This window comes from Ochrobactrum sp. AP1BH01-1 (assembly GCF_018066705.1).
Taxonomy (GTDB): domain Bacteria; phylum Pseudomonadota; class Alphaproteobacteria; order Rhizobiales; family Rhizobiaceae; genus Brucella.
Window position 1 is genome coordinate 381207 of the sequence record NZ_JAGPOU010000001.1, and the last position, 15686, is coordinate 396892.

Below are 15686 nucleotides of genomic sequence, written 5' to 3' on the forward strand. Positions count from 1 at the left end.
ATGAACTAATCGTGCACGAATGCCGGAATGCAGAAAATTGCCATTTGCAGACAGACGTACTTTTGAACAGACACCTACAGATAAAAAACTGTGACAGAGACACCTCAATCAAAAGTGCCGTTCAACCATGGATGACCATACACCAAATCGCTATATGGAAATTTGCGCAACCGCGAATTGAATGAAAAAACGCTTTATAAATCAATATATTTAAATACATACTACTTTATATTATTAGATATATATTTAATACTGAATTACTACGGTGTAATATATTATACAAGTCGTAGTAATATCTGAAGTTACGTGTATACTTCCATTCTGTTCGATTTGTTTTATTTGAGAGGGTTTATGCGATTTATTCTTTCTTCTCTTATAGGCATGGTTTTATCGATGGGGCCAGCACTGTCGGCGACGAAGACCTCCACTTTTGACGTCAAGATACAGATCAATGCCGAATGCCAGATCAATTCCACCAACAATCTCGATTTTGGTTCCACAGGCGTGATCAGCGCTGCCATCGATGCTACCAGCACGATTGCTGTTCAGTGTACCAACGGCACTCCCTATAACATAGGAATAAGCGCCGGTTTGGGGGCGTCCGCCACCACCGCCGCCCGACTGATGACCGGGCCGAATTCCGCAACCGTGACCTATTCACTTTATTCCGATGCGGGGCGTGCCTCTGTATGGGGCGACATAATCGGAACGGACACGCGGGCGGGTACGGGCACAGGCGCTGAACAGACATACGACGTCTATGGCCGCATACCAGTCCAGCCGACACCTGGGGCAGGCAGCTATTCCGACACCGTGACGGTAACGCTTACCTATTGATTTATCCAGGAGTGCAGAGGATGAAGATGCGGTCTACTGCTCTGGCTATAGCCTGGTTCATTGCTCTTGTCGGATTTTGTGGCACGTCCAGCGCTACATCACTGCGGGTCGCGCCCGTGCTGATCGACCTCAGGGAACCCGCCGCAGCGTCGGCGATCCGAGTCTGGAACGACGCAAGCCGTCCCATCAATGTGCAGATTCGTGTTTTTCGGTGGGTCCAGCGCAACGGTCAGGATAGCTATGAGGCGACGAACGACGTTGTCGCCAGTCCGCCCATGGTCAAGCTGAAACCCGGCGGGGAAAACCTTGTCCGGGTTGTGCGGACATCCAAGCGGCCCGTGCAGAAAGAGGAAAGCTATCGTCTGATTGTGGACGAGTTGCCAAATCCCAGCCGTCGCTCGTCCGGTACCGTTGTTCTCGTGGTGAGGCACTCCATTCCTGTGTTCTTCTCGGCTTCCGAAACGCAAGGAGCGGGGCCCAACTGGTCTGTCCAGCGCAAGCCGGGCGGCTTTCTGGTAACGCTCCGCAACGGCGGCGATATGCGATTCAAAGTGTCAAATCTCACCTTGCGCAGTGGCGGTTCGATATTGGCCAGGCGCGAGGGTCTTGTGGGCTATGCGCTTGGTAATTCGACTGCCAGGTGGTTCGTGCCGGCCAGCGGGCGAGGCAAAGCCTCGGGTAGCTCGGTGACAATCCTGGCGGAGAGCGAAGCTGGACATTTTGATGCGTCCGTGCGCCTTAGCGATGGCTAGCATACTGATCCCGGTGTCCTGCGGACTTTTCCCGCCGCAGGGATTTCAGGCATGGGCGTCGGCAATTCCGGAAATATCGGGTGCCGATGCAGGCGAATTTCCTTTCAATGCTCCCCGCGATTTGCAGCTTGAAGTCTTCATCAACGGCACCAGCACTGAACTGATCGCCAGCTTCCGGCAGTCTCCCGATGGGGCGCTGTCGGTTGATACCAACGAACTGCGAAGCGTCGGCATAGAGCCCGCGGGAGCCGAAGCAGATCAGAACGGCTGGATTTCTGTTCGCGATATACCGGGCGTCTCCTACGAATTCGACGATGCCGCTCAGGCGATCCGGTTTTCGGTTCCCTTTAGTGCGCGGTCCACGCGGACCATTGATGCGCAGACAGCTTCTCCCGAGCGTTCGTCGAAGGAAGAGGCAAGCAGCGATTTCGGCGGGCTGGTCAACTATACGCTTTTTGCATCTACCGGCGGCAGCGGTTTCAGCGATCTGGGCGGCTTTGAAGGCGCATCGGGATGGTTCGAGGGACGGGTCTTTGGCCATTTCGGAACGCTCACATCGTCGTATATAGCCAATACTTCATCCGGTGGACGATACGGCTCGACGCGCCTGGACACGACATGGTCCTATTCCCAGCCTGGCTGGCTGACCACATTCAGGGCGGGTGACTTGATTACAGGCGGCTTGAGCTGGTCACGTCCGACGCGCCTCGGCGGGTTGCAGATTCAGCGCAATTTTGGCCTGCGGCCAGACCTTGTGACGATGCCCCTGCCGGACCTGTCGGGGTCGGCCGCTGTGCCTTCCACGGTCGATGTCTACGTCAACAACGCACGGCGCTTTTCGCAGGATGTGCGGACGGGACCGTTCCAGATCACCAATCTTCCGGTGGTGACCGGGGCCGGAACGGCGCGCGTTGTGGTGCGCGATGCCCTTGGGCGCGAAACGATCTCGGAAACGCCCTTCTTCGCATCATCGAACCTTCTGGCTGCGGGGCTTTGGGATTATTCGGCGGAAGTGGGTTTTGCGCGGCGTTTTTACGGCGTCGATTCCTTTGACTACGACGAGCGGCTGATGGCCTCCGCCACACTGCGCCGCGGGATCAGCGACGGGCTCACCCTCGAAGGCCATGCGGAAGGCGGTAATGGGTTGATCAATGGCGGCGGTGGCGCGGTATTCGGCCTTGGCCCCTACGGTGTTGGCTCGCTGGCTGCATCCGCCAGCACCTATGGGGGACAGGCCGGGTTCCAGTTCGCCGCGAGCGCCGAGCTGGAGCTTCACGGCCTGCATTTTTTTGCGCGCACTCAGAGAACTTTCGGCGACTATAACGATATTGCCGGCGTGACCGCCAGTTGGTCGTCGCCCTTGTTGCCCGGCGACGGCCTTATCAGCGCCGCGCCACCGCGTGCCATTGACCAGATAGCAGTCTCGGTTCCACTGAAATTCGACCCCGCGCGCTTCAATCTCAGCCTGACACAGCTCGAGACAATCGGTGGAGACAAATCCCAAATTCTTGGTGCATCGCTTTATCGTCCGGTGGACAAGGGGTCGGTCTATGTGACGGCTTTCGCCGATCTGAAGAACAGAGGTTCGTCCGGTGTCTTCATGGGCATTTCCGTGCCTCTCGGCCCCGATATCTATAGCGCGACCGGCGTGTCCTCCGATAGCAGTGGAACCTTTGTAACAACGGACATCATCAAATCGGAAAGGCCCGAGATTGGCAGCGTCGGCTGGCGGATCAGGGATACGGAGGGCGCGAGAACGAACCGTGCCGCCAGTGTCAGTTATCGGGCAGGGGCTGCTCGGCTGCAAGCCGATGTGGAACAATATGACGATCTGTTCAGGGGCAGCCTTCAGGCTGACGGCGCCATCGTCTTCGCCGGTCGGGATGTTTTCCTCTCCAACCGTATCAACGATGCATTTACCGTCGTCGATGCGGGTGCTCCGGACGTGGCTGTTCAATATGAAAACCGGCCGGTGGGCCGCACGAACAGCCGCGGAAAACTGCTTCTTCCTGATCTCCGTTCCTATGAACAGAACCAGGTCAGCATAGATCCGACCAATCTGCCAGTCGACGCTACGGTTTCCGGCACCCGCGCAGTGACCGTTCCAGCCGAGCGCGGCGGCACGGTCGTCAAGTTTGATGTCCGCACCGATGCGCAAGGGGCGCTTGTGACCCTGCGCGACGAAGACGGTGCCTTTGTGGAAACGGGAGCCACCGGTCTCGTGGATGGATCAGGACAGGAATTTGTGGTCGGCTATGACGGGCAGGCATATATCACGGGCCTCACGCCCCAAAGCCGCCTTACCATCGATCAGCCGAACCGCAAGGGCTGTGTGGCGGAGTTCGCCTTCAGCCCCGACACGGGCAACCAGGTCAAAATCCCGGATGTGATATGTCGGTCTGTGCAGTAGACGTGGGGAGCAAATTGAGCGGCCGATGAGGTATTTCCTTGGTTTCCTGGCATTTCTGATCATCGAATTAGCCGCTGCACCAGCCAGCGCCCAGTTGCTTTATAGCTGTGATTTTTCCATTTCGAACGTCGATTTCGGGAATATTGATCCAAATGCCGGTACTGCGGTCGACACAACGGCGTCACTCGGCGTTACCTGCCAGGGACTCGGGCTGCTTGTCGCTACAAAAGTTCGCATCTGCCCGAACATCAATGCCGGCTCTGGAGGCGCCATTTCCGGTATACGCAGGATGCTCAACCCTGCAAATCAGGCGCTTCAATTCAATCTCTACCAGGATGCTGCACGCTCCGTGCCCTGGGGGGCGGCAGAACAGCCAGCCCTCGGCACAGTGCCGCCGATTGATCTCACAATTCCGCTTCTGGGCTCCGTATCGACAACCAGAACCATATACGGACGCGTGTTACCCAATCAGCAAGGTGCTGCGTCTGGCGTGTACACGTCGATATTTTCCGGCAATGAGGTGCGCATCACCTTTACGGATTACTTGCTTTCAGCTCCGTCGTGTAATTCCATAACGGCGAACCCGACCAGCACGACTTTCACCGCACAGGCCAACGTGCCTTCCAACTGCAACATCACAGCCCGGAATATCGATTTTGGCAGCCATGGCATCCTCAATACGGCCGTGGATTCTGCCGGGGGCCTAAACGTAACCTGCACACAGGGTACCTCATACAGTATCGGTCTCAATAACGGATTGACCGGGACGGGGCCGACGACACGGCGCATGACGCTTGGCGATCAGGCAGTCACTTACGGGCTTTACAAGGATGCCGCGCGCAGCCAGCCATGGGGGAGTTCAGGCGGCGACCTTGTGCAGGGGACAGGCAATGGAGCAACCGCAACCTTGCCTGTTTACGGGCGCGTGCCAACCCAGCGAACGCCATCTCCCGGCACATATACCGACACTGTGGTGGTGACGATTACATATTGAAGCGTGGTCTGCCCCAGAAAGCGTGAACAGATCTGCGTTCGGTAATGAAGCAAAACAAACAGATAGAGTGCTTAGGTCTGGATTGGCATTGGTGGAATACTGGTGATCGACGGAAGGGCTCGCCATGGAAATGCCGACAGTTTCCATGATGCATGAGACAACCGTGTCAGCCTGCATGACGGCGACAGCCTGATCGGGCGGATCGGAATTGCGGCTGCAAGTCGCACTTCAAGCTAGAACCCACCCCGGCCATAAGCACCAATCAGATAATATGTATTATGGAACTATCTGCATAATGATGTGCTGCGACACCGTGACGGCGGATATGATCGCTGCCCCAAGTCACAGACGAACGGCATGATGCAAATTGTTACAGAACCGCGCGCCAAAAGCGTGCATGTAACTTCTAGCGAATCAAGCCGGTTTCAGTGTCGTTTCAGCTGACATTCAAACGTCGCAAAGCGCGGGAATTAGGGCGTTTTTCGGGCAGATACGGCTGTATTCAAGCTTTGTAAGTTTGATGAAAACGAACCCTTCCGTACCCGAAAACGGACACTGAAATCGCTAAAGAAAATGTGAATACGTTAATTAAGTCAAAGCGTTGATAAGTCCTCTTGCAAGTGGCAAGCTTATCCATAAGATGCGGGACATTTCAAAAATTTCAAAGGAGGGGTTCTCAAATGTATCGTAAGTTTCTACTGACAGGTGTGTGTCTTCTGGCGCTCGCAGGGGTTGCTTCGGCTGAAGTCGTTCTCAATCGCGGCAACGACACCGATCCGGCAACGCTGGACCATCACCGTACCTCGTCGGTGGCTGAAGGCAACGTCCTGCGCGACCTGTACGACGGCCTGACCATCCAGAACGCAAATGGCGAAGCGGTTCCCGGCGTGGCGAAGTCCTGGGATGTTTCCGAAGATGGCACGGTCTACACCTTCCATCTGCGCGATGACGCAAAATGGTCGAACGGCGATCCCGTTACAGCCGGGGATTTCCAGTTCACCTTCCGCCGTCTGATGGACCCCAAGACAGCCGCCGGCTATGCCAGCATGCTGTTCATCATCAAGAACGCCGAAGACATTACCGGCGGCAAGAAGCCGACCGACCAGCTCGGCGTCGAAGCCGTCGATGACCATACGCTCAAGATCACGTTGAACTCCCCTGCTCCGTACTTCCTTGAACTTCTGACGCACCAGACCGGCTTCCCGCTGCACCAGAAGAGCGTCGAGGCCAATGGCGACAAGTTCACCACGCCCGGCAAGATGGTCACGAACGGCGCCTATATGCTGGAAAGCTTCACGCCAAACGACAAGATCGTCATGAAGAAGAACCCGCATTATTACGAAGCGGATCAGGTGAAGATCGACACCGTCAACTGGATACCGTTTGAGGATCGCGCGAGCTGCATGCGCCGTTTTGAGGCGAAGGAAGTGCAGATCTGCTCTGATGTTCCAGCCGAGCAGATGGACTATGTGAAGAAGAACCTTTCCAAGGAATTCCGCATGGCGCCATACCTGGGCGTCTACTACTTGCCGGTGAAGGGCAAGACCGCGGACAGCAAGCTGAAGGACCCGCGCGTCCGGCAGGCGATCTCCATGGCAATCGACCGCGACTTCATCGCCGATCAGGTCTGGCAGGGCACCATGTTGCCGGGCTATTCCATGGTTCCTCCGGGCATCGCCAATTATGTGAAGGATGCGCCGAAGCTCAACTATTCCGACGACATGCTGGAACGCGAAGACAAGGCCAAGGAACTGTTGAAGGAAGCCGGCGTCGAACCGAATACGCTTTCGGTCGAACTGCTTTATAACACCTCGGAAAATAACAAGAACACCATGGCCGCCATTGCCGATCAGCTTGGCAATATCGGCATCAAGGCATCGTTGAACGAAACCGAAGGTGCGACCTACTTCAACTTCATGCGCGACGACGGTCCGTTTGACATCGCCCGTGCAGGCTGGATCGGCGACTATAACGATCCGCAGAACTTCCTATTCATCAGCCAGAGCAATGTGAGCTTCAACTATTCCAAGGTGAAGAACGCCGATTACGATGCGAAGATGGCCGAGGCCGAGAAAATTCTTGACCTGAATGCCCGCGCAAAGGTTCTGGCCGAAGCCGAGCAGATCAAGCTCGATGAAATGAGCAATATCCCGATCCTATATTATTCGTCGCGCGCGCTTGTTTCGGACAAGATCGACGGTTGGAATGACAACCTGATGGACAGCCACAAGACGCGCTGGCTTTCGTTCAAACAATAAATTTTCAGCTCGGGCTGCGCTGACAGGCGCGGTCCTTTTTTCTTCCGGCTGTTCCGGAGGGCCCTCTTTTTCTGGGCAAACATTTTGTAAAATGCATATGGGAGTTTTTTTCATGGTTCGCGGAATTTTGATGTCAGGCGTTTGCCTGATGGCGCTCAGCGGTGCCGCATCGGCAGAAACAGTGCTCAACCGGGGCAACGATACCGACCCCGCCACGCTGGACCAGCAACACACGACCACTGTTCAGGAAGACCGTGTCCTGCGCGACCTTTATGAAGGTTTGGTGGCGCATAACGATAAGGGTGAGGCTATTCCCGGTGCGGCCTCCTCGTGGAACATTTCCGAAGACGGCCTCACCTATACGTTCCACATGCGCGATAACGCCAAATGGTCGAACGGCGATCCTGTTACCGCTGGCGATTTCGAATTTACTTTCCGCCGCATCATGGACCCCAAAACCGCTGCCGGTTATGCCAGCGTCCTTTATGCCATCAAGAACGCGAAGGAAGTCGCAACCGGGAAGATGCCGATTGACCAGCTGGGGGTGAAGGCGCTTGACGACAAGACGTTGCAGATAACCCTGAACAGTCCTGCCCCATACTTTCTGGAGCTGCTTACTCATAATACCGGTTTTCCGCTCAACCAGAAAGCGGTCGAAAAGTTCGGCGACAAATTCACCCTGCCCGGCAATCTCGTGACCAATGGCGCCTACACGCTTGTCAGCTTTAATCCCAATGACAAGATTTCCATGAAGAAGAACCCCAACTACTGGGATGCTTCCAATGTGAAGATCGATGCGGTGAACTGGATCCCGTTTGAAGATCGTGCAAGCTGCATGCGCCGTTTCGAGGCGAAGGAAGTCGACATCTGTTCCGATGTTCCAGCCGAGCAGATGGACTATGTGAAGAAGAACCTGGGCGGCCAGTTCCGCCTCGCCCCCTATCTCGGCATCTATTATATCGACATCAAGGGCGAGCCGTCGAGCAAGCTGCGCGATCCGCGGGTGCGCCGGGCCATTTCCATGGCTATCGACCGTGAATTCCTCGCCGAAGAAGTCTGGCGTGGCGTGATGCTGCCAGCCAGCTCGATGGTGCCGCCCGGCATCGTGAATTATGTCAAGGACGCCCCGAAACTGGATTTCGCCAACGAGGACGTGCTGGACCGTGAGGACAAGGCCAAGGAATTACTGAAGGAAGCCGGTGTCGAGCCGGGAAGCCTCTCGGTAACGCTACGCTACAACATCTCGGAAAACCACAAGAACACCATGGCGGCAATCGCCAATATGCTGGGCAATATCGGCATCAAGGCGACCCTCGATGAGGTCGAGGGGACGACCTTCTATAATTACCTTCAGGAAAAGGGGATGTTCGACATCACCCGCGACGGCTGGATCGGCGATTACAACGATCCGAATTCGTTCCTGGAGCTTTTTACCACCGGCAATTACTTCAATTATGCCGAATGGTCGAACAAGGATTACGACGCGCTGATGGCGAAATCCGCAACGACGACCAATCTCTCTGACCGGGCGAACATCCTGGCCGATGCAGAGAAGGTTCTGCTCAGCGAGGGGGCCGTCGTGCCGCTGATGTATTACTCGTCCACCGCTCTCGTTGCCGACCGCGTTCAGGGTTACGAAAACAACCTCATGAATTCGCACGGCACGCGCTGGCTATCTGTTAAAAACTGAAATTAGAACAAACCTTTAGTGGGATTTGCCGGATCGTTTGCAGGCGGTCCGGCAAAGAAGGGACAAAGGACATGTTGAGCTATACGCTCCGACGATTGGGTAGTGCCATACCCACGATCTTCATCATCATCACGCTGACATTCTTCCTGATCCGGCTTGCGCCCGGCGGACCTTTCGATCTTGAACGGCCGATTGATCCTTTGATCCTGGAGAACCTCAAGAAAGCCTATAATATGGATGCGCCGCTCTGGCAGCAGTATCTGATTTATCTGGGCAATCTGTTGCATGGCGATCTCGGACCGAGCTTTACCCGGCGTGACTTCTCGGTGAACGATCTCTTCGCTTCCGGCCTGCCTGTCTCGATCATCCTCGGCACGCTCGGCCTTACCCTTGCCGCGATCATCGGAACCTTCCTCGGCACGCTTGCGGCGCTGAAGCAGAATTCACCCATTGATTATTTCGTGGTCGCTCTCGCCACTTTCGGCATCACCACGCCCAATTTCGTGGTGGCCCCCCTCCTCAGCCTGCTCTTCGGTGTCATACTCGGCTGGGTTCCGGCTGGCGGCTGGTCCTCTGCCAATATCACTTACTGGATATTGCCAGTCCTCACGCTCGCATTGCCGCAGGTGGGCGTTATCGCCCGTCTCGTGCGGGGCGCGACCATCGAGGCGCTGCGCGCCAACCATGTCCGCACGGCCCGCGCCTACGGGCTGCCGGCACGTGTGGTCGTCGGCGTTCACGCGCTGCGCGCGGCCATGCTCCCCGCCGTTTCCTATCTGGGTCCCACTGCGGCTGGCCTCCTCACCGGCTCGGTGGTGGTTGAAACAATTTTCGGCATCCCCGGCATAGGACGCTATTTTGTGCAGGGCGCGCTCAGCCGCGATTACACGCTCGTCATGGGCACTGTCGTCGTCATTTCGATTTTCGTGGTTGTCTTCAACCTGATCGTCGATCTTCTTTATGCATGGCTTGATCCGAGGGTTCGTTATGACTGATCTGAGTGTACCGACGGAAACCGCCCGGCTCGAGGCGCCAAGCCGCTCGCTCTGGCAGGATGCCTGGCTGCGCCTGCGCAAGAACAGGGCCGCTGTCGCCAGCGCCATCGTTCTCATTGTGCTCGCCCTCGTGGGCGTTTTCGGGCCGATGATAAGCCCGCATCCCTATGACAAGATTTATCCCCAGTTCGTGCGCGTGATGCCGAGCCTGGAAGCCTATCCGCGCGCAGACACGATCATGCCGGGGCTCGAGCAGGTGCTGGCCCGGGCCCGGCTGAAAGCCGCCGGGGAGCCCGAACTGACCGGCAATGCGCTGGTAGTCAATGTAACGGCACAGCGCCCGACAGACGAGCGTGTGCTGCGTTATTTCGAGCGATCGGACCTGTTCAGCAATCCGAAGATCGAACTGGCGCAGGACGGACTTTCGGGCAAGCTGACGCTCAATGTCAGCCGCAACTACTTCCTGCTTGGCACCGATAATCTTGGCCGCGATCTGATGACCCGCATTTTCGTCGGCGTGCGCATGTCGCTTGCCATCGGCCTTTTGGCTTCCGCCATGTCGCTGATCCTCGGCGTGTCCTTTGGCGCCATCTCCGGTTATCTTGGCGGGCGCGTCGATAATGTCATGATGCGGTTCGTCGATATTCTCTATTCGCTGCCCTTCATCTTCTTCGTGATCCTGATGCTCGTCTTCTTCGGGCGATCCATCTTCATCATCTTCATCGCCATCGGCGCGACGGAATGGCTGGACATGGCGCGCATCGTGCGCGGGCAGACCTTGAGCCTCAAGCGGCAGGAGTTCGTTCAGGCAGCGGAAGCGCTTGGCGCGACACGACGCGGCGTTATCACCCGCCACATCATTCCCAATGCGCTCGGCCCGGTGATCGTCTTCGTCACGCTTCTGGTGCCGAAGGCGATCCTTCTCGAAAGCCTTCTCTCCTTCCTCGGCCTCGGCGTGCAGGACCCCCTCACCTCTCTGGGGCTGCTTATTTCCGAAGGCGCCCAGAACATGCGCGGCGCAAGCTGGCTGTTGATCTGGCCTGCCGCCACCCTGACCATCATCCTGTTTGCGCTGAACTTCCTTGGCGATGGCCTGCGCGACAGCCTTGACCCGAAGGATCGCTGAGATGACGAATGAAACCATTCTGAGTGTGCGCGACCTCAAGGTCACTTTCGACACGCATGACGGGCCGGTTCAGGCGGTGCGCGGCATCGACCTCGACGTGAAAGCCGGCGAAACCATCGCCATCGTGGGCGAATCCGGTTCCGGCAAAAGCCAGACGACCATGGCCATGATGGGGCTTCTGGCCCATAACGGCAGGGCGACGGGACAGGCGCTCTATCGCGGGCAGGACCTTATCGGCATGTCCGACAAGCAGCTGAACCGGATACGCGGCGCCAGGATCACGATGATCTTTCAGGAGCCGATGACGTCGCTCGACCCGCTCTACCGGATCGGCGACCAGCTGGCGGAACCGCTGCGCTATCATCGCGGGCTGAGCAAGAAGGATGCGCGCCCGCGCATTCTGGAACTGCTGAAGCTGGTCGGCATTCCGGAGCCGGAGCGCCGTATCGACAGCTATCCTTATGAACTGTCGGGCGGGCAGCGTCAGCGCGTCATGATCGCCATGGCGCTGGCCAACGAGCCGGACATCCTGATCGCGGACGAGCCGACGACCGCGCTCGACGTCACCATTCAGGCGCAGATTCTCGACCTTCTGGCCGACCTGCAAAAGAGGCTCGGCATGGCGGTAGTCTTCATCACGCACGATCTCGGCATCGTGCGGCGCTTTGCCGACCGGGTCTATGTGATGCGTTCCGGCGAAGTCGTGGAAACCAACGATACGGAGAAGCTTTTCACCGCGCCGGAGCATCCTTATACGAAAATGCTGCTCGACGCCGAACCGGAGGGCGAAAAGGCCCCGCCCCCGGCAGAAGCGCCGGTGCTCGTCCGGGCTGACAATGTGAAGGTCAACTTTCTCATCAACAAGCCTTGGCTTGGCGCCGCCAGCTATCTGACGGCAGTCAACAATGTTTCGCTGACGCTGAAGCAAGGCCAGACTATCGGCATCGTCGGCGAATCCGGTTCAGGCAAGTCCACGCTTGGACGCGCCATCCTGCGCCTGCTCGATTCCGAAGGACGCATCGCCTATCTCGGGCAGGAACTGCCGCGGGAAGCGCAGGCCATGCGACCGAAGCGCCGCGAATTGCAGCTGGTCTTTCAGGACCCGTTCGGTTCGCTCAGCCCGCGCATGACTGTCGGCCGCATCATCACCGAAGGGCTTCTGATCCACGAGCCTAACCTTTCGGCGAAGGAACGCGATCGCCGTGCGCAGGAAGCGCTGAAGGAAGTCGGTCTCGATCCGGCCATGCGCAACCGCTATCCGCACGAGTTTTCCGGCGGCCAGCGCCAGCGCATCGCCATTGCGCGCACGATGATCCTCAAACCGCGCGTGATCGTTCTCGATGAGCCGACAAGCGCGCTCGACCGCTCCGTGCAGAAGCAGATCGTCACGCTGCTGCGCGATCTGCAGAAAGATCACGGGCTTTCCTATCTTTTCATCAGCCACGATATGGCCGTCGTCCGCGCAGTGTCGGACTATGTAATCGTGATGAAGAACGGAAAGATCGTCGAACAGGGCGATACCGAACAAGTCTTCGATCATCCCCGCGAGGACTATACCAAAGCACTGATGGCGGCGGCGCTCAGCGAAGAGCGCTTCGGCACATAACGAAGAACTGTCGAATAGAAGGGCCTGATGTCAGGCCCTTTTTCCTGCGAAAAACTCAAGCGACGCTGTGCAGCTCGGTGCATACCTTGTTGCGGCCCAGATGCTTGGCGCGATAGAGCGCGGCGTCCGCCCTGCGGAAAACTGTCTGTAAATCAGCATCTCCCGGCGTGCAGAAAGCAATGCCCGCGCTTGTCGTGGTAGAAAAATCTCCGGCCAAAGCTTCAAAAACTGTCGCTGCAAAGGCTTTGCGGATCGCCTCGGCCAGAGCGAGAACCTCGCTATTCTGTTTCTGCCTCAGGACCAGCACGAATTCCTCGCCGCCGACGCGGGAAATCAGGGCCTCGCCTTTGGCATGACTGCGCAGAACGTCGGAAAAGGTCCCCAGCACCTGATCGCCGACAATGTGGCCATGCGTATCGTTGATGGATTTGAATGCATCGAGATCGAAGATCACGACGGAATCCCCGAGCTGCAATTCATTATCGGTCAGCACATCGTAAAGGGCACGCCTGTTCAGCAATCCGGTCAGGCTGTCGGTGCGTGCATCGTTGGCATGGCGGCGCGCAATGCGTGACTGGGTGAAATTCAGCGACAGGGCGCCGATGCCCGTGATCCCGATGATGGCCATCAAGGCATTGATGTCTTCAGCCCAGTTGCTGGGGATCGCGGTCATCACCCATTGCCTTTCGTGCAGGATCACCGCACCGCAAAGGAAGAATGTGAGCGCCGTCAGGACATAGAGAGCAATCATGCCCGTGACGGGCACGGGTGCTTCCCGGTAGACATGGAAATATTCCTTCGCCGTCAGCAGGAGCAACAGGGCCGAGGTCAGATTGAAGATCGCCGTTCCGGTTCCGGTCTGCCCTGCCAGAATGGGAAGGACCGTGGCGCAGACGACAGCAATCGCCAGCAGAAGCAGAAAGCGGCTGCGAACCGCACGGCCGGAAATCTGCCGCGAACCGAGGATCAGCAATACGAAGCCGATGCTTTCCAGACTGAAGGCAACAACGGATGCGGTAGCCAGCGGCCAAGGCCCTGCATAATAGAGCACGGCCCCTGCCCCCAGCAGGATCATGCCGAGGCAACCCCACAACAGGAACCTGTCGTGCGAGTTCTGGTACCAGACGCTCAGGATCGTAAGGGCGACCGCCAGAGAGCAGATACCTGCTGCAAAAAACAAGGTGTTCTGGTCGAGTCCCAAGTAGCGTTCCCCCGCCGCACGTCCGCTGCGCGACCAAGTGTAAATCAGCTGTCGATAATAAGCGATAAGCAATATGCTCATATTGAGCTGGCATAGGCGCGATTGACGTCACATCTATACAGAAGAGACGCGCTATAGTTAATATTCGCCGCATCGGGCCATAGGTAAGAGGAGGACGCAGGGTTGAAAATTGCATTGATTGCGGGCAGCCTGACGACACTTGCGGCTGCATCGTCCTTCGCCGGCGAACAGACGATCGAAGGCGTGGGGCTCGGCAGGGAAATCACCTGCACGTCTGGCGATGTCGGCATTTATGGCGCCGAAAACACCATCAAGCTCGTGGGAGATTGCGGCCACGTCACCATACATGGCGTTTCTCATACCGTGACCTTTGAAAAGGCGCGGCAGCTTTCGATTTCCGGCACGAACAATACGGTTTCCGGCGGAGCAACGCAAAATCTGGTCGTTGAAGTGTCCAATAATGAAGTTACCGCCACCTTGAAGGACGATGCGGAACCTTCGTCGCTTGCCGTTTCAGGCGCGGAGAATATCGTTAATGTGAAGGTGGACGGACCTTCGCAGTTCGACGTCAGCGGCGCGAACCATCAGGTGACGTGGTCCCTTGCCGGCGGCTCCACCGAACCCACGATCTCGATTTCCGGCGCGGATAATGACGTAACCAAAGCAGAATAGAGCCTGCGCGATGCCGTTATGAAGCGCCGCGCAGGCTTTCGGGACTACGCTGCCAGCGAAGCCATGTCGATGACGAAGCGGTAGCGCACGTCGCTCTTCAGAACGCGTTCATAGGCTTCGTTGATGTCCTGGATATTGATCTTCTCGATTTCGGAAACGATGTTGTGCTGGCCGCAGAAGTCCAGCATTTCCTGTGTTTCCTTGATCGAGCCGATCATCGATCCGGCAAGGGACCTGCGACCGGGAATGAGCGAGAAGGCATGCACCGGCACCATATGTTCCGGAGCACCGACAACAACCATCGTGCCGTTTACCTTGAGCAACGCCAGATATGCATTCCAGTCGATGGCGACGCCCACCGTGCAGATGATGAGATCGAAGGTTCCGGCCAGCTTCTCGAAGGTGGTCTGGTCGCTGGTGGCATAATATTCATGAGCGCCGAGCTTGAGGCCGTCTTCCTTCTTGGAAAGCGACTGGCTAAGAACGGTTACATGAGCGCCCATCGCATTGGCAAGCTTGACACCCATATGCCCGAGCCCGCCCATGCCGATGATCGCGACCCGCTTGCCCGGCCCTGCATTCCAGTGGCGCAGCGGCGAATAAAGCGTAATGCCCGCGCAAAGCAGTGGGGCTGCCGCATCGAGGGGAAGATTGTCGGGCATGGAAAGGACATAGCCCTCCTTGACGACGATATGGTCCGAATATCCGCCCTGCGTCCGTTCCTTTCCTTCCGCATCGAAGGTGTTGTAGGTCTGGACGAGGCCGGGAAGATACTGCTCGTTGTCGACGTCGCGGGTGGCGCAGCCGACACAGGAATCCACGAAGCAGCCGACGCCTACCTTGTCGCCCACCTTGAACCTGGTGACAGCATCGCCGACGGCAGTGACGACGCCTGCGATTTCATGTCCCGGAACAATGGGATAAACGGCATTCTTCCATTCATTGCGAACAGTATGGATGTCGGAATGGCAAACGCCGCAATACTGGATCGAGATGACCACGTCATCCGCGTTGGGTTCGCGCCGTTCAAACGTGAACGGAACCAACGGCTCATCTGCATCCGTAGCAGCATAACCTCTTGCTATGGCCATGATAGACTCCATTTATTGGATTGGGGAAGCAGT

12 protein-coding genes are annotated in these 15686 nt (G+C 57.2%); 10 read left to right on the forward strand and 2 right to left on the reverse strand.

Translation table 11 applies throughout. From position 1 onward, the window contains the following. Window positions 1-351 precede the first annotated feature (351 nt). The 9 genes from J9800_RS01710 to J9800_RS01750 all read left to right on the forward strand — a co-directional run bounded on the left by J9800_RS01710 (window position 352) and on the right by J9800_RS01750 (window position 12668). On the forward strand, window positions 352-837 hold the full coding sequence (locus J9800_RS01710; RefSeq protein WP_205315891.1) for a Csu type fimbrial protein: 486 nt from the start codon (window positions 352-354) through the stop codon (window positions 835-837). A 20-nt stretch (window positions 838-857) separates the two neighbouring features. Beyond that, the gene (locus J9800_RS01715; protein WP_286167438.1) at window positions 858-1589 is read left to right on the forward strand and encodes a fimbrial biogenesis chaperone; all 732 of its coding nucleotides are present in this window, start codon (window positions 858-860) and stop codon (window positions 1587-1589) included. Continuing rightward, a complete protein-coding gene (locus J9800_RS01720) occupies window positions 1582-3999 on the forward strand; it encodes a fimbria/pilus outer membrane usher protein (protein WP_286167437.1) in 2418 nt (805 codons plus the stop codon). Before J9800_RS01715 ends, J9800_RS01720 begins: the two co-directional genes overlap by 8 nt. 25 nt (window positions 4000-4024) lie before the next feature. Then, complete coding sequence (locus J9800_RS01725) at window positions 4025-4993, forward strand: Csu type fimbrial protein (RefSeq protein WP_114214944.1); 969 nt, start codon at window positions 4025-4027, stop codon at window positions 4991-4993. Window positions 4994-5673: 680 nt separating this feature from the next. After that, a complete protein-coding gene (locus J9800_RS01730; RefSeq protein ID WP_114214943.1) occupies window positions 5674-7251 on the forward strand; it encodes a peptide ABC transporter substrate-binding protein in 1578 nt (525 codons plus the stop codon). A gap of 112 nt (window positions 7252-7363) precedes the next feature. Next, window positions 7364-8941: a peptide ABC transporter substrate-binding protein gene (locus J9800_RS01735; RefSeq protein WP_114215067.1), complete on the forward strand. Its 1578-nt coding sequence runs from the start codon at window positions 7364-7366 to the stop codon at window positions 8939-8941. Window positions 8942-9012: 71 nt separating this feature from the next. Then, window positions 9013-9936 carry an ABC transporter permease gene (locus J9800_RS01740; RefSeq protein WP_112587736.1) on the forward strand — a complete coding sequence of 308 codons (924 nt, stop codon included), beginning with the start codon at window positions 9013-9015 and terminating at the stop codon, window positions 9934-9936. Beyond that, on the forward strand, window positions 9929-11062 hold the full coding sequence (locus J9800_RS01745; protein ID WP_114214942.1) for an ABC transporter permease: 1134 nt from the start codon (window positions 9929-9931) through the stop codon (window positions 11060-11062). Before J9800_RS01740 ends, J9800_RS01745 begins: the two co-directional genes overlap by 8 nt. 1 nt (window position 11063) lies before the next feature. Next, window positions 11064-12668, forward strand: coding sequence for an ABC transporter ATP-binding protein (locus J9800_RS01750; protein WP_114214941.1), 1605 nt, complete (start codon window positions 11064-11066; stop codon window positions 12666-12668). Window positions 12669-12723: 55 nt separating this feature from the next. Here J9800_RS01750 and J9800_RS01755 read toward each other — a convergent pair whose 3' ends face one another. Then, the gene (locus tag J9800_RS01755; protein ID WP_286167436.1) at window positions 12724-13950 is read right to left on the reverse strand and encodes a GGDEF domain-containing protein; all 1227 of its coding nucleotides are present in this window, start codon (window positions 13948-13950) and stop codon (window positions 12724-12726) included. A gap of 102 nt (window positions 13951-14052) precedes the next feature. On the opposite strand from J9800_RS01755, the gene J9800_RS01760 reads away from it, so the two are divergent. After that, window positions 14053-14562, forward strand: coding sequence for a DUF3060 domain-containing protein (locus J9800_RS01760; protein WP_114214940.1), 510 nt, complete (start codon window positions 14053-14055; stop codon window positions 14560-14562). A 44-nt stretch (window positions 14563-14606) separates the two neighbouring features. Here the strand turns inward: J9800_RS01760 and J9800_RS01765 are convergent, their stop codons facing one another. Next, a complete protein-coding gene (locus J9800_RS01765; protein WP_114214939.1) occupies window positions 14607-15653 on the reverse strand; it encodes an NAD(P)-dependent alcohol dehydrogenase in 1047 nt (348 codons plus the stop codon). Between the last annotated feature and the right edge of the window lie 33 nt (window positions 15654-15686).

What these genes read in the sequence shown, in the direction of transcription:
- J9800_RS01765 (WP_114214939.1), bottom strand. Translation starts at nt 15,653, where the DNA reads ATGGCCATAGCAAGAGGTTATGCTGCTACGGATGCAGATGAGCCGTTG.
- J9800_RS01715 (WP_286167438.1), top strand. Translation starts at nt 858, where the DNA reads ATGAAGATGCGGTCTACTGCTCTGGCTATAGCCTGGTTCATTGCTCTT.
- J9800_RS01720 (WP_286167437.1), top strand. Translation starts at nt 1,582, where the DNA reads ATGGCTAGCATACTGATCCCGGTGTCCTGCGGACTTTTCCCGCCGCAG.
- J9800_RS01710 (WP_205315891.1), top strand. Translation starts at nt 352, where the DNA reads ATGCGATTTATTCTTTCTTCTCTTATAGGCATGGTTTTATCGATGGGG.
- J9800_RS01735 (WP_114215067.1), top strand. Translation starts at nt 7,364, where the DNA reads ATGGTTCGCGGAATTTTGATGTCAGGCGTTTGCCTGATGGCGCTCAGC.
- J9800_RS01740 (WP_112587736.1), top strand. Translation starts at nt 9,013, where the DNA reads ATGTTGAGCTATACGCTCCGACGATTGGGTAGTGCCATACCCACGATC.
- J9800_RS01730 (WP_114214943.1), top strand. Translation starts at nt 5,674, where the DNA reads ATGTATCGTAAGTTTCTACTGACAGGTGTGTGTCTTCTGGCGCTCGCA.
- J9800_RS01725 (WP_114214944.1), top strand. Translation starts at nt 4,025, where the DNA reads ATGAGGTATTTCCTTGGTTTCCTGGCATTTCTGATCATCGAATTAGCC.
- J9800_RS01750 (WP_114214941.1), top strand. Translation starts at nt 11,064, where the DNA reads ATGACGAATGAAACCATTCTGAGTGTGCGCGACCTCAAGGTCACTTTC.
- J9800_RS01745 (WP_114214942.1), top strand. Translation starts at nt 9,929, where the DNA reads ATGACTGATCTGAGTGTACCGACGGAAACCGCCCGGCTCGAGGCGCCA.
- J9800_RS01755 (WP_286167436.1), bottom strand. Translation starts at nt 13,950, where the DNA reads ATGAGCATATTGCTTATCGCTTATTATCGACAGCTGATTTACACTTGG.